This is a genomic window from Geomicrobium sp. JCM 19037 (assembly GCF_000698105.1).
Lineage (GTDB): Bacteria > Bacillota > Bacilli > Bacillales > Marinococcaceae > Geomicrobium_A.
Genome location: NZ_BAWZ01000026.1, coordinates 45,569 through 59,985, shown reverse-complemented (window position 1 = coordinate 59,985; position 14,417 = coordinate 45,569). Strand labels below are relative to the sequence as shown.

Genomic DNA, 14,417 nt, shown 5'->3' with positions numbered 1-14,417 from the left:
TCGTTGCTCTGTCGCCTTTAACAGCGACTTGATTATCTTATCATCTTGCGTCGTCCGCGTCAACAACTTTTTTGTTTCTTTTTCGTTGTTTGCGTCGGCGTTTCTGCCTCTCTTGCGGCGACTCTTAATATATTACCACCAACCGATAGGCACGTCAATATTTTTTCATATTGTTTTTTTCGTGCTTTTGCTCGGTTGTTTTTGGGACAAATAGTAATATATCATCTCCGCAAAACGTGTGCAAGAGGAAATCTAAAAAAATCCAGTAATGATTAATCACTACTGGATTCGTTCTTTTATTCATCTTTACTTTTCATCTGCGGGAACAATAGAACGTCTCGGATAGAAGCAGAGTTTGTTAGCAACATAACAAGACGATCAATTCCTATACCAAGTCCACCCGTTGGTGGCATTCCATACTCGAGCGACTCTAGGAAATCCTCATCTAGTGGATGGGCTTCATCATCTTCTCCTCGTTCTTTAGCGAGCACTTGCTCTTCAAATCGTGTACGTTGATCGATTGGATCATTTAACTCTGTAAACGCATTGGCATGTTCTCTAGCTACAATAAATAACTCAAATCGATCTGTGAATCTTGGGTCCTCTGCATTCTTTTGCGCAAGCGGTGATACTGCAAGTGGCTGTCCATACACAAATGTAGGTTGGATTAACTTTTCTTCAACGAGTTGTTCAAAAAACTCATTCACGACGTGACCAAAGCCCATGTGCTTCTCAACATGAACCCCATGCTCCTTCGCAAGTTGTCTCGCTTCTTCATCTGTTAAGTCTGCCCATAAGTTTACGCCAGTCTCTTCTTTAATGATGTCTACCATATGAACTCGGCGCCAGCCTGTCGAAAGGTCAATCGTATGCTCTCCATATTGGACTGTCGTTGAACCATGAATTTGCTTAGTGATATGAGCGACCAAATTTTCGGTGAGGTTCATGATGTCTTTATAATCCGCATAAGCTTCGTACAGCTCAATCATAGTAAATTCCGGATTATGACGGGTGGATACGCCTTCGTTTCGAAACACCCTGCCAATTTCATACACTTTCTCCATCCCTCCAACAATTAACCGCTTCAAGTGGAGTTCAATAGCAATTCTCATGTACAGCTCTATATCTAGGGCGTTGTGGTGGGTAATAAATGGCCGGCACTTGCTCCACCAGGTATATGGTGCATTGTTGGGGTCTCTACTTCTAAAAACCCTTGGTCATCTAAATATCTTCTCATTGATTGTAAGATCTTACTTCTTAAAACGAACGTATCCTTTACATCTGGATTGACAATGAGATCTAAATACCGTTGTCGGTACCGTTGCTCAACATCTTTAAGTCCATGGTGCTTGTCTGGCAAAGGACGAAGTGACTTCGTCATTATCTTAAAGTCTTTTGCTTTTACAGATAGTTCGCCTACGTTCGTTTTAAAAGGAACCCCTTCAACCGCAACAATGTCCCCAATGTCAATGGTTTGGAACTTCTCATATTGCTCTTCACCAACTTGGTCTTTGCGGACGTACAGTTGAACTTGCCCTTGCAAGTCTTGAACATGAGCGAAGCCAGCTTTACCTTTTCCTCTTTTCGTCATAATTCTGCCAGCGATTGCAACGTGTGCTCGTCCTCTTTTTCAGCGAGTTGCTCTTTACTATATTCATCATAAGCGTCTTGTAGCTCGCTTGTTGTGTGCGTGCGTTCAAATCGCGTACCAAATGGATTGTACCCCTCTTCTTGTAAACGCTCGAGCTTCTCAATCCGGACAAGCCTTTGGTCGCTTTGCTGTAATTCTGAATCTGACATTACAAACATCTCCTTTAAGAAATCATATTGAAAAACTGCCAGTCTTCACTGACAGTTGCCTAAGTACAAATGCTCTAACCATTACTGCAAGGAAAATCGTTCTCTTATAACACCGTTACAACCCAACATGTAAATGATGAACATATCCTGTTCTATTTCGTGATCTGTTCACGCTATTTATTTTCCCCGAGCAGTTCATTCACAGGTATTCCCAAAAGATCCGACGCTCGTTCAATAAAATCATCTTCTGCAACACGTGTTCCTCTTTCGATTTCTCCAACGACAGAAACAGACATGTGCATACGATCGGCGAAACTTTGTTGAGTAAAGCCTTTCAGTTTTCGAAAAGCCCGAACTCTTCCTCCTGTCCTTGCTGTTTCCATAATAATACCCCTTTTCTTAATCGTTCCGGTAAAGCTGTATACAACTGCCTTATTGATGTATTAAGAGTTGGTATCTGAACAAAAGGAGCAATTTCTTGCATCGGAGCGAGCACAAATGCCCGGTCTTGCATGCGAGGATGTGGGATACACAACTGTTCCAATTCAATATTCTCATCGTTAAAGAGAAGAATGTCAAGATCAATTGTTCTCGGTCCATTCCGAATCTCTCGAACACGGTGTAGGTGTTGCTCTACCTTTTGCAAAAAAAGAAGAAGTTCTTCCGGTTGCAACGAAGTGTTCACGCTAATGACCATATTTAAGAACTCAGACTGCTCCGTGTAGCCGACGGGTTCTGTTTCGTATATAGAAGATACTTGTTTCATCTCCACGTATTCATGTTGATTTATTTCACTTAGTGCTCGGTTTAAGTATTGTGCTCTTGGTTCAATGTTTGAGCCAAGAGCAATATAAGCTGTGTTAATCATTTTTCCCTCACAATTTCAATGGCTACGTAATTATAGTGACCAGGGATCGGCGGGTCAGGCTTAATGATTTTGACGGTCACACGCTGAACAATTGTAAAAGATGAAAGTAACTCTGAAGCAACATCTTCAGCAATGGACTCAACGAGATCATACGCCTGTCCTTCTACGACTTTCTTCGTAATTTGGTATACTTCGCCATAATCAACACTTTTCTCTAAGTTGTCCGTTTCGGAAGCGGGCTTGAGGTCAGTTTCTAATACCACATCTGCTTCAAAGCGTTGACCGAGACGATTCTCTTCTTCAAAAACCCCGTGGTACGCATAAAATTTCATTCCATTGACAAAGATTTTATCCAACCGGGTTCACCTGCTTTTCCTAACATCGCATCCATCATCTTTGAGGTTCGCGCCATTTCTTTTACGTCATGCACACGTACAATATCGCATCCACGCTCAATGCCGAGCGCAATCGTTGCGCTTGTACCTTCTAAGCGGTCCTCTGGTGGCGTGTGTAACGTCTGTGCAATCAAGGACTTCCGAGACGTGCCGAGCAAAATCGGAAAGCCTAAATTTGTAAGTTCATTCAGCCGCCGCATCAGTCTAAGTTCTGTTCATAAGATTTGGCAAACCCGATGCCCGGATCGATAATGATACGGTCGGTTTGAACACCCGCTTGAACACATATTTGTACACTCTCCTGAAGATCACGAATCACGTCGTCCATGAAATTCGTATACTCTAACGATTCTCTGTTATGAGTAAGGATAATCGGCACGTCTGTTTTTGCTGCAACCTTCGCCATCTCTGGGTCATATTTTGCTCCCCAAATATCATTGATGATGGCTGCCCCTGCTTCAATGGCTTGCCTAGCTGTCTCGGCTTTATACGTATCAATGGAAATGGCACATCAACTTCTCCACGTAGGGCTTCTATGACAGGCAGTACACGTTCTAGTTCATCTGTTTGCGAAACAGGCGTGAACCCTGGTCGAGTTGACTCCCCACCGATGTCAATGATATCTGCACCGTTAGTAACCATAGCTTTAGCTTGAGCCACAGCTACATCGACCGCTTCGTATCGCCCTCCATCAGAAAAGGAGTCTGGGGTGACATTCAACACACCCATGATGAGTGTCTTCTTCGTAAAGTCTAGCTGCCACTTCCCCCAACTCATCGCATCGGTTGGTGTCATATGCCTTCTTCCTTTCTATCTAACAACATGCCATTACGGTGCGGCAGGAGCTAATGTAGCTTCTGTTTGCAACCATTGCTGCATCATTCGTTTTCCCTCTGTTGTCATAATTGACTCAGGGTGAAACTGCACCCCTTCTGTTGGATGCTCACGGTGGCGAAAGCCATAAGCTCACCTTCCTCAGTCCAAGCCGTTGGGAGAAGGCTGTCGGGAAGTGTATCTTGGTCAACGGTCAAAGAGTGATAGCGCATGATTTTTGTATTTTGTGGAATTCCTTTATACAACCCTTTATTGTCGTGAATTAAGGATGACGTCTTACCGTGCATTAACCGAGGTGCTTGTTTCACAGAACCTCCAAACACTTGCCCAATCGCTTGGTGACCAAGGCAGACACCTAGCACAGGAATTTTACCACTGAAATATTCGATAGCTTTTAAGCTAATTCCTGCTTGGTCGGGGTAACACGGTCCTGGAGAAATGACAAGACGCTCTGGCCCGAGTTCAATCATATCTTCAAGTGTAATTTCGTCATTACGAAATACCCGGCAGTCCTCGCCATACTCACCGAAATACTGCACAAGGTTGTACGTGAAAGAATCATAATTATCAATCATAAGCAACATACTAATCTCCTCCTCAGCTCAGCTAAACTCTACTCGTCTTACTATCTCCATAGTTTATCATCTTGTATACAAAAACAAAAGCGGCCCCTAAACGGAGCCGCTGCAGAAACGTTTCTTTATTCGTCATCAAATTGATATAACGGAGTACTCAAGTACCGTTCCCCGTTTGAAGGGATCACAACGACAACTTTCTTGCCTTTGCCGAGCTTCTTCGCTTCTTCAAGACCTGCGTAAAGAGCCGCACCTGAGGATATCCCTCCGAGCACTCCTTCTTCTTTCGCTGCACGTCGTGCAAACTCAAATGCTTGCTCAGTCGTCACTTGGGTAATCTCATCATAAATGTCTGTGTTTAGGATACCAGGAACAAAACCTGCACCAATTCCTTGAATCTTATGCGGTCCTTTTTGACCTCCAGATAAAACGGGTGCATCAGCTGGTTCTACGGCGACAATTCTTACGTTCGGGAAGTTTTCTTTCAGCAACCCACCAGCCCCTGTGATTGTACCGCCAGTTCCAATTCCAGCAACAAACGAGTCAATTTGACCGTCTACTTGCTTTAACAGCTCTTTACCTGTCGTTTCCCGATGAATATCAACATTCGCTTGGTTTTCGAACTGTTGCGGCATGAAATAACCTTTCTCCTCGGCAAGCTCTTTCGCTTTTCCAATCGCTCCACCCATACCCTCAGGTCCAGGTGTAAGCACAAGCTCAGCGCCATAAGCTTTGAGAAGGTTTCGGCGCTCTTGACTCATCGTCTCCGGCATAACGAGTAACGACCGGTAACCTTTAGCAGCCGCGACCATCGCAAGGCCAATTCCTGTATTCCCACTCGTCGGTTCAATAATTGTATCTTTACCTGGTGAAATCTTACCCTCTTGTTCAGCTCTCTCAATCATCGCCAAACCAATACGGTCTTTCACCGAAGAACCTGGATTGAAGTATTCCAGTTTGAGGTACACATCTGCATCATTTTCCCCAGTGAGTCGATTGATCTTTACAAGCGGTGTATCGCCAATTAACTCAGTAACAGAATTTGCAACTTTACTCATGAATGATAGCCTCCTCAAAATTAATCCCAAGTATTTTTATTGGTATTAGTTCCATTCTAACGGAAGGGCAATTTTCTGTCAATTGTTTCCTGCGCCCATTAATGTGCGTTAGCTTCATCTTTGAGCTCTTGTAAGTCAACTTCGTTGAAGTCATACTTCTCATTACAAAAATGACATTGCGTCTCTGCCCCGCCGTCTTCTTCAATCATCGATTGAATCTCATCAGAACCAAGACTGACTATGGCTCTAGCAATTCGTTCACGGGAACACTCACATTTAAATGCAACATCCATCGTCTCAAGTTTTTTGTATTCCCCACCTGTTACGGTAGCGATGATTTGCTCTGGGGAATCGCCACGTTCAATGAGCTTAGACACTGGTGGCATCGCTCCAATTTGCTGTTCCACCTTCGTCACTGTCGCATCATCAGCTCCTGGCATAACTTGCAAAATAAAACCGCCCGCGGCTTTAATCGAATGGTCGGTATCCACGAGGACTCCGACACCAACCGATGACGGGATTTGCTCGGACTTCGCAAAATAATACGTGAAATCTTCCCCTAGCTCTCCAGAAACGATCGGGGAATGGCCTGTAAACTGCTCTTTCATTCCAAGATTCTTCGTGATCGCGATATGACCATTTGTTCCTACAGCTCGGGCGACATCAAGCTTTCCGTTTGCATTCAAGTCAAAATGAACAGCATGGTTGTATACATAACCACGCGTATTGCCGTGAGCATCGCTATCAACGATGATCGGTCCAACCGGTCCATCGCCTTCTACTTTAATTGTCACTTTGTCTTCCCCTTTTAGCATCGCACCCATCATCGTACCTGTAATCATGGTTCGCCCAAGGGCCGCCGCTGCAGTTGGCCACACTCCATGCCGCCCAACTGCCTCATTTACCATATCCGTTGCTGTCGCAGCATAAATTCGGATTTGGTTATCGTACGCTGATGCTTTTACTAGGTAGTCTTTCAATCGATTTCTCTCCTTTTGTCTCGGTTAACATTTATATCGTAGATGTGTTTGAGTCCTTTTAACGTAAGGAACGGGTCAATAACGTCAATCGATGACGCAGAGCGCCCAATCATACGGGCAAGGCCTCCAGTCGCAATGACTTGCGGCTTACGTTTAGCTTCTGCTTTCATCCGACCTACAATGCCATCAACTTGCCCGACATACCCATAATATATGCCTGATTGCATCGCCGTAATCGTATTCCGACCGACCACTGCCTTTGGTTCTTGTATTTCTATATGCGGAAGTTTTGACGCATGAGAATACAATGCATCAGTTGAGATAGGTATCCCTGGAGCAATAGCTCCACCTACATAATTTTCCCGCTCATCAATATAACAAAACGTTGTCGCCGTTCCAAAATCAACGATAATTAACGGTGCTTTGTATTCACGAATGCCTGCAACCGCATTAACAATCCGGTCGGCTCCGACGTCTTTTGGATTATCATACAATATGTTCAATCCCGTCTTAATTCCAGGGCCGACAACCATTGCTTCTGTTTGAAAATATTTCTCCGTCATATGTTGAAGTGCAAACATGAGCGAAGGAACGACTGAAGAAATCATCACGCCTCGTATATCTTTAGAAGACACGCCTTCGTTCTGTAGCAACGTTTGCATAAGCATGCCATATTCATCTTCGGTACGATTTTGATTCGTCGTGAGCCGCCAATAATGCAGGAGCTCTTCACCCTCGTATACCCCAAACACAATATGTGTATTCCCTACATCAATGACAAGTTCCATCCGTTCACCCCATTTCCTCTAAGCATTCATAAGAAAAGAGGGACGCCGGTATGACATCCCTCTTCTTCATCGTTTACGACTTTCGGTCATCCTCATCTGATGATTTCTCATCCTCATGAGTGGATTCATTTGTTGCTTCATCATCTTTAGACACGTCTTCGTCAACAGGTGGCTCTTCTTCTTTTGAATGAATGTTCACCTTAACATTCTCATCGTCGACATGATCTTGGGTTGATGAGCTTTCAATAGCATCAGATTGCTTTTGATTGGAGTGATGGTTCTCCGGCAACTTCCCATCCTCAACAAGAGAATAAATCTGCTCTGCATCTAACGTTTCAAGCTCTAGCAACTTCTCGGCAACGAGCTCGAGTTTATCTTTGTTTTCGGTAAGAATCTGTTTACAACGATCATAGCTTTCTTTAATAATCGACTGGATTTCACGGTCGATTTCGAATGCGATCGCATCAGAGTAGTTTTGCTCATTTTGGATGTCGCGACCGAGGAAGACTTGACCACCACTTGATGAGCCAAACTGCAACGGTCCAAGCTTTTCGCTCATCCCGTACTCAGTAACCATCTTACGGGCAATGGCCGTCGCTCGTTGGAAGTCATTATGAGCGCCTGTACTCGCTTCACCGAAGATCACATCTTCAGCCACTCGCCCACCGAGCAAACCAACAATCTTATCCATTAATTCGGGTTTCGTCATAAAATAACGGTCTTCTTTAGGAAGCATCATGGCATAACCACCCGCTTGCCCACGAGGGACAATCGTTACTTTATGAACGGCATCTGCGTTCTCTAGCTTCACACCGACCACGGTATGACCTGCTTCATGGAACGCGACAATGTTACGTTCTTTCTTCGAAATGACTCGCGTCTTCTTCGCAGGACCTGCGACAACACGGTCAATCGCCTCTTCAATATGAACCATCCGGATATCTGTTTGGTTCGCACGAGCAGCAACGAGGGCTGCTTCGTTTAAGAGGTTCTCTAAGTCGGCTCCTGAGAATCCTGGCGTACGTTGGGCGACGACCTCCAGCTTAACATCTTCGTTTAACGGTTTGTTCTTCGCATGCACACGAAGCACATCGGCACGACCTTTAACATCTGGGCACCTACAGTAATTTGTCGGTCAAAACGTCCTGGACGCAAGAGCGCTGGGTCCAATACATCGGCACGGTTTGTCGCAGCAATAATAATAATTCCTTCATTGCCATCAAAACCATCCATCTCAACGAGCAATTGGTTTAGCGTTTGCTCACGCTCATCGTGACCGCCACCAACACCCGCTCCACGCTGACGACCAACGGCGTCAATCTCATCAATAAAGATGATACATGGCGCATTGTTTTTCGCGTTGCTAAAGAGGTCACGCACACGAGAAGCACCGACACCAACAAACATCTCGACAAAGTCTGAACCACTAATCGAGAAGAATGGCACGCCCGCCTCGCCTGCAACAGCACGACCGAGTAGGGTTTTACCTGTACCTGGTGGTCCAACTAACAACACACCTTTTGGTATTCTCGCTCCAATGTTTGAGAATTTACGAGGGTCTTTTAAGAAATCAACAACTTCAACGAGTTCTTGCTTCTCCTCCTCGGCACCAGCAACATCTTTAAACCGAGCTTTCTTCTTATCTTCTTGATACATTTTGGCTTTACTCTTGCCAAAGTTCATGACTCGACTTCCGCCACCTTGCATTTGGCTCAGTAGGAAGAAGAAGAGAATAAAGATAATGATAAACGGCAGCATTGCTGTTAAGAACTGGAGCCATCCACCTGATTCTTGGGCAGGCTCAGAATCCCCCATCATAAGATTAGGTTCGTTTGAAACTCTTCAACAAGCATATCTGTAATCACTTGTGATTGTAGAATATGTGCTTGGAATGTATTCGGATCATCTTCAGTACCACCTGTGAGTTCACCTTCAATGAAGTAAACGTCTAACTCAGGTTGTACCGTCATTGATACAATTTCATCTTGATCTAGAACTTCTAAAAACTCTTGGGTTGTCAGCACTTCTGAATCGCCGACATCATCGTTGAACATGTTGACGACTCCAACAAGGATCAATACGATGACACCCCAAAATAATGTATATCTAACCGCCCGACTCATTCGAGACCTCCTCCCGCTTGTCACACAATACAGGTAATATTATCACACTAAATGAAAAAGCCATAATCAAGAGTCCTGATAGATTTCTGGTTTTAGAATACCGATATAGGGGAGGTTGCGATAACGCTCTGCAAAGTCAAGACCATAGCCTACAACAAAAGCGTCCGGCACAGTAAATCCGGCTAGCTCCGGAACAATATCAACTTTACGCCCTTCCGGTTTATCAAGAAGCGTTACGATTTTAACCGACTTAGCACCACGATGTTCTAGCAAACTTACGAGATAGCTAAGTGTGAGACCACTATCAATAATGTCTTCAATAATTAATACATCGCGCCCTTCAACAGAAGCGTCAAGATCCTTTACAATCTTAACTTCTCCAGAAGATCTCATTTTATTTCCATAGCTAGAAACATCCATGAAATCAATTTCGACATGTGTATCAATGCATCGGGTTAGGTCGGCCATAAATGGCAATGCACCTTTAAGTACACCGATCAATAGAGGAAACTTGTCATTATATTCTTCTGTAATTTCCTTGCCGAGCTCTTTGCATTTTTCCTCAATTTCTTCAGCGCTAATTAATACTTCTTCAATTTCATTCCTCATCGAACTTAAACACCCTCGTTTCCATTACTCAAAGATTTACGGTTCGTTGGATTGTCATGCGAATGTATGAAGATTGTGATTGCTCGTCTGCGATTGTGCTTTTCTTCAACTTCGGAATCCAAATAATTTGCCCGTGATCATCGGTTATGATCGGCCAACTTGCTCGCTCTTCTTTCGGGATCTTCTGATCAATAAATACTTGTTTCACCTTTTGAGTACCAGTCATCCCCTGCGGTTGAATGACATCTCCTGGCAACCTTGATCGCACAAACAAGGGCACCGTTACGTGTTCCATAGGAATATGGCACTCCATCAATGATGCTGAGCGCCTTTTTTCTGTCTGTTCAAATGTAATCGCGCCAATCGAGGTTTGTACGACCGTTGGCCATTCATTCACCCGGACGGTCTCTTGTGGCATTTGCGCAAAAGGCTGTCCGTACGTAAATCGAATTTGATCGTAGCTCCTTGACACTTTCAAACCTTCCGGCAATTGAATTTCTGCAGAAGAACGGTCGGCGTGTAAAAGGCGGAGACATTGATCACTATGTACCCGTGATACCAAGACATTTTTGTTTCGGTATAGATAGTTCAATAGTAAGTGAAACGCCCGCCGTTGTAAAGGAATAGGGTGAATACGGAAAGGGTGAATGTGAAGAATGTGGCCTTCTTCTTGTTGAAATACACATTGTTGTAATATTTTTTCCGCCTCAGCTTCTATGTATACCCTTTGTTCTTCATAGTCATCAACAAAATGCTGGAAAGATACATGCAAACGCCTGTTTTCATCTTTGAGTTTAGGAAGTACTGCCTGACGGAATCGATTTCTCGTATAGTGTTGATCCTCATTTGATACGTCTTCACACCATGAAATTTGTTCAGCACGGGCGAGTTCATAAATATCCTCTTTTGCTAAGCATAATAGCGGCCTTACGAGTTGACCTCGTCCAAATGCACGCACTTTCGGAATGCCTAGCCCCCCTCCACTATACCCTCGCGTCACTCGCATTAGCACGGTTTCTACTTGGTCATCTCCGTGATGTCCAGTCATAATATAATGCGCCCGTTCCTTCTCCATTACTTCCTCAAAAAACTGATAGCGGAGCTCTCTAGCCAGTTGTTGCACCGATTTGCCGGCATCGTTGTTTGCCTTTTGTTGTTCATGTACGTGTAGGTATTTCGTATATAATTTGATGTGTCGCTGCTCACAATAATGACGAATAAATGACAATTCTTCATTCGAAGCATCTCTTAACCCGTGATGCGCATGCGCCACGACAATTTGTATATTATATAAAGACTCACGTCGGAGCAACCATTCTAACAACAGCATAGAGTCAACGCCAGTCGAAACAGCTACGATGATCGTTGAATCTTTCGTGATTAAATCGTTCGTCTGAACAAAATCATCGATTCGTTTCATATCTTTGCCCGACTCCTCTTCCTATTGAAAAAATCGATAACGCAAACGCTAATCCACCTGCAATTGCTCCTGCTTGAAGCAGCGTACCCGCTGTTTGAGCCAATCCTTCAACATAATCCCCTTGTACAAATGCCAACATCGTCTCATATGCACGTCCTCCGGGGACGAGGGGGATAATACCTGGGATGGTGAATGTCGTGACCGGCACCCGCTTCTTTCGTGCGCACCAATGACTTATGAGTGCAGAAGTAAAGGCGGCGACTGCCGCTGCAGGCACAGGACCGACTCCTGTTACCGGCAAGAAGCTAAATACGCTCCAAGATGTAATCCCAATAAGCCCAATCATCCAAAGCAGCTGATAAGGAATGTTGAAGATAATAGCAAACGCGATCGTTGCAACTCCGCAAATGATGAGTTCCCAAATCAAACTGCACACCCCTTGTCTACGAAATAAATAATGAAACGGCAGTCGCTACACCTGCTGCGATCGATAATGACGTTAGTGCAGCTTCAGCACCACGTGCAAGACCCGAGATGAGATCCCCAGCCATCAAGTCCCGGACAGAGTTTGTTAATGGCACACCAGGAACGAGGGGAATGACCGAACCGATAATAATTTGGTCCAAGTTCGTACCAAACCCTGAATGAACAAGAATTAATGCTGTAATTCCACCAAAGAAGGCCGCGAGATATTCAGAGAAGAATTTTGCTTGCAAGTAGTGCTGAAACAAAACGAGTGCAAGCGTTGAGACGAGGCCACCGATAGATGCGGGCAACATATCAAACATCGAATTGCCAATGAGGTAGGAAAACGCCCCTCCTCCTACTGCTGAGGCAAGATAAATTAACCATAACGGATAATTCATCGGCTGTTTTTCAATGCGTTTTAACTCTGCTCGCGCTTCTTGGATTGTCATACTTCCAGAAACAAATTCTCTAGATAGATGATTCACTTCTGTTACTTTGCTTAAATCTTGAAAACGATCAACGATCCGAATCATTTGCATCACATCGTCATCATCATCAAGCATGCCTGACAGAAAGATACCTGTCGTTGTTACAAAGCTGTTCACGTCTCTCATGCCACCTGCCACAGCCATCCGCTTCATCGTATCTTCCACACGATACGTTTCGGCCCCGTACATAAGCATGAGCTTACCGGCAGTGAGGCACAGTTCAATTAACCTGTCATTTTTCGTTGTCATTTGGACCGCCCTTTACCGGATCTTAAATCAATTGTCCCACCAAGTATAAAATAGAAGTAATGATCAGGAAAGAGATGACTAAAATTACATCAACAATTCCAACCATCGGCACGGTTTTCTTCGGACGACGCGTGTTCGTAGCCACCGGTTTTTTTGCTTTCTTTTTAGGGGGAGACGTGTTTTTTGACTCCATGCTCTCTGCCGTTTGGATCATCTTCATGAGAGCGACCCTCATATCATCAGCGTTCGTATAATACCCCGTGAGTGCACGCTTTAGCCATTGTCTGTATGGTCGCAACCTGGCGTGTTGTTCAATATGTTTAGAGATCGTCTGCCACCCGTCTTTGTCTCGTTCAAACCTCTGCCTGCTAATGAGATGGATAAACACCATCCCCGCGGAGAAGAGATCATACTGCTCATCGGCTTTTCGATCACCCATTCCCCAATAGCCCCGATCAAAGAATTCCGTGTATTCTTTTACCGCTCTACCTTTAATTGTCGTTCCACCGACGTCCAACCAGCGGATTCGAAATGGTGGACCTGTCACGATCAAATTGTCCGGTTTTAAGTCTCCAAACACCCAACCGGCTCGGTGTAAACGGGACAAATCCCCAAGCAACTGAACAATAAGCACAGGCGCCCACTCTTTCCCATGACGCTCAACATGTTTAAACACCGTTGTGCCTTGTAAATATTCCATCACATAAAAAGGAAAGCGTTCACCATACACGAAAAGATCATCGGCATCGACAAAAGAAGGACCAAGTATTTGCCCTTGGACCTTCTCAAAGTGCTTGAGCACATTCACTTCTGACGTAATGGACATGCTGCTATGACCGACTTTCAGCGCAAAATATTGTTGATTTTGTTCGACTAAGAATACCGCTCCGGTTGCGCCTCTACCGAGTGGACGAATGACTGTGTAGCTATTTCGGTTCCATTTGCCGGTGATTTTTTGACCTTTTGGTAAATTAGGAGCCTCGTTCTTCGAGGTCGAGTTCATCTTCTCCATCAAAGATCATACTCCTTCTTTTCAACGTACGAAATTCATTGACAGCTGCCCGAAGTGCGGGGCCTGTCGGAGTAATACCACCTGCCGCAATTTTATTGAAGAGGCCGCTCATCTCTGTAATGCCTGTCGTCCAGCCTCGGAGCATTTCAACATCTTTTCTCTTGCCTGGGAAGGTGAGCAACGTATACTGGTTGCTTCCACTTCTTGAATCCATCGATATGGAAAGGTCGACGAGTGCCTCTTGCACGGTTTGTAGTTTGTTTCGCATGCTCGCACTGGCATCCACAAGAATGACCACTTCAAGATTGGCACTCTCGCCGAGCTCGTCAACCACCTCCATCACTTCACCCCGTTTTTCTGGAGGGAGTTCATCCCACTCTTGGTCTTTCCCTAAAATTTGTGATAATTCTTTATTCACAACACCTTGAAGTGTCTGGGTCATCGCTTGTCTCGTCACCATTTGCACTGTTTTTGCAAGCTGTTTCATATAGACAATTTGGCTAATTCCGCCTCCAGACTCTGCAATTGATTCAATTTCTTGACTTGCTTTTTCGTTCAACGTTCCTTCTTCTAATACCCAATCACATTAACCGTAATATTTTCTTCCCTTGCTAGTGCCGCAACAGCAGCCGGTCTCCACCTTCATTTGAACACCCATCGGTTAATAACAGAATTTGACGTAACGTGCCTGCACTCATCCTCTTTTCCTCCCTAATCTGAGTCATCGTCTTTTCTCCATCTTTGACGATA

The 14,417-nt window shown here is 44.6% G+C and carries 11 protein-coding genes and 5 pseudogenes; all 16 read right to left on the bottom strand.

Annotation, left to right across the window (positions count from 1 at the left end):
- Positions 1-296: 296 nt before the first annotated feature.
- Positions 297-1,800: pseudogene (gene lysS, locus JCM19037_RS14725) on the bottom strand (lysine--tRNA ligase).
- Positions 1,801-1,973: 173 nt separating this feature from the next.
- Positions 1,974-2,183 carry a helix-turn-helix domain-containing protein gene (locus JCM19037_RS14720; protein WP_042402440.1) on the bottom strand — a complete coding sequence of 70 codons (210 nt, stop codon included), beginning with the start codon at positions 2,181-2,183 and terminating at the stop codon, positions 1,974-1,976.
- Entirely contained in the window at positions 2,135-2,668 is a 534-nt protein-coding gene (gene folK / locus JCM19037_RS14715; RefSeq protein ID WP_042402437.1) for a 2-amino-4-hydroxy-6-hydroxymethyldihydropteridine diphosphokinase, read from the bottom strand. The genes JCM19037_RS14720 and folK overlap by 49 nt, the downstream gene beginning before the upstream one ends.
- Positions 2,665-3,024: a dihydroneopterin aldolase gene (folB, locus tag JCM19037_RS14710; RefSeq protein ID WP_042402434.1), complete on the bottom strand. Its 360-nt coding sequence runs from the start codon at positions 3,022-3,024 to the stop codon at positions 2,665-2,667. Before folB ends, folK begins: the two co-directional genes overlap by 4 nt.
- A pseudogene (gene folP, locus JCM19037_RS14705) lies at positions 2,997-3,858 on the bottom strand (dihydropteroate synthase). Before folP ends, folB begins: the two are co-directional and overlap by 28 nt.
- 33 nt (positions 3,859-3,891) lie before the next feature.
- Positions 3,892-4,481: pseudogene (locus JCM19037_RS14700) on the bottom strand (aminodeoxychorismate/anthranilate synthase component II).
- Positions 4,482-4,597: 116 nt separating this feature from the next.
- On the bottom strand, positions 4,598-5,530 hold the full coding sequence (gene cysK, locus JCM19037_RS14695) for a cysteine synthase A (RefSeq protein WP_042402431.1): 933 nt from the start codon (positions 5,528-5,530) through the stop codon (positions 4,598-4,600).
- A 98-nt stretch (positions 5,531-5,628) separates the two neighbouring features.
- A complete protein-coding gene (gene hslO / locus JCM19037_RS14690) occupies positions 5,629-6,510 on the bottom strand; it encodes an Hsp33 family molecular chaperone HslO (RefSeq protein ID WP_042402428.1) in 882 nt (293 codons plus the stop codon).
- The gene (locus JCM19037_RS14685) at positions 6,507-7,298 is read right to left on the bottom strand and encodes a type III pantothenate kinase (RefSeq protein WP_042402426.1); all 792 of its coding nucleotides are present in this window, start codon (positions 7,296-7,298) and stop codon (positions 6,507-6,509) included. Before JCM19037_RS14685 ends, hslO begins: the two co-directional genes overlap by 4 nt.
- Positions 7,299-7,371: 73 nt before the next feature.
- A pseudogene (gene ftsH, locus JCM19037_RS14680) lies at positions 7,372-9,421 on the bottom strand (ATP-dependent zinc metalloprotease FtsH).
- Between the two features lie 66 nt (positions 9,422-9,487).
- Entirely contained in the window at positions 9,488-10,030 is a 543-nt protein-coding gene (gene hpt / locus JCM19037_RS14670; RefSeq protein ID WP_042402420.1) for a hypoxanthine phosphoribosyltransferase, read from the bottom strand.
- 28 nt (positions 10,031-10,058) lie between these two features.
- Positions 10,059-11,450, bottom strand: a complete 1,392-nt coding sequence (tilS, locus tag JCM19037_RS14665; RefSeq protein ID WP_042402418.1) for a tRNA lysidine(34) synthetase TilS — start codon at positions 11,448-11,450, stop codon at positions 10,059-10,061.
- Positions 11,434-11,886, bottom strand: coding sequence for a threonine/serine exporter family protein (locus JCM19037_RS14660; protein ID WP_307189820.1), 453 nt, complete (start codon positions 11,884-11,886; stop codon positions 11,434-11,436). Before JCM19037_RS14660 ends, tilS begins: the two co-directional genes overlap by 17 nt.
- A gap of 7 nt (positions 11,887-11,893) precedes the next feature.
- Positions 11,894-12,655, bottom strand: a complete 762-nt coding sequence (locus JCM19037_RS14655) for a threonine/serine exporter family protein (protein ID WP_042402412.1) — start codon at positions 12,653-12,655, stop codon at positions 11,894-11,896.
- Between the two features lie 22 nt (positions 12,656-12,677).
- Positions 12,678-13,667: a hypothetical protein gene (locus JCM19037_RS14650; RefSeq protein ID WP_042402409.1), complete on the bottom strand. Its 990-nt coding sequence runs from the start codon at positions 13,665-13,667 to the stop codon at positions 12,678-12,680.
- Positions 13,627-14,365, bottom strand: a pseudogene (locus JCM19037_RS14645) (VWA domain-containing protein). Before JCM19037_RS14645 ends, JCM19037_RS14650 begins: the two are co-directional and overlap by 41 nt.
- Positions 14,366-14,417 lie beyond the last annotated feature (52 nt).

Bases quoted from the DNA above. Each gene is read 5' to 3' on its own strand.
- JCM19037_RS14720 (WP_042402440.1), bottom strand. From the start codon at position 2,183: ATGGAAACAGCAAGGACAGGAGGAAGAGTTCGGGCTTTTCGAAAACTG.
- folK (WP_042402437.1), bottom strand. From the start codon at position 2,668: ATGATTAACACAGCTTATATTGCTCTTGGCTCAAACATTGAACCAAGA.
- cysK (WP_042402431.1), bottom strand. From the start codon at position 5,530: ATGAGTAAAGTTGCAAATTCTGTTACTGAGTTAATTGGCGATACACCG.
- JCM19037_RS14685 (WP_042402426.1), bottom strand. From the start codon at position 7,298: ATGGAACTTGTCATTGATGTAGGGAATACACATATTGTGTTTGGGGTA.
- hpt (WP_042402420.1), bottom strand. From the start codon at position 10,030: ATGAGGAATGAAATTGAAGAAGTATTAATTAGCGCTGAAGAAATTGAG.
- tilS (WP_042402418.1), bottom strand. From the start codon at position 11,450: ATGAAACGAATCGATGATTTTGTTCAGACGAACGATTTAATCACGAAA.
- JCM19037_RS14655 (WP_042402412.1), bottom strand. From the start codon at position 12,655: ATGACAACGAAAAATGACAGGTTAATTGAACTGTGCCTCACTGCCGGT.
- JCM19037_RS14650 (WP_042402409.1), bottom strand. From the start codon at position 13,667: ATGGAGAAGATGAACTCGACCTCGAAGAACGAGGCTCCTAATTTACCA.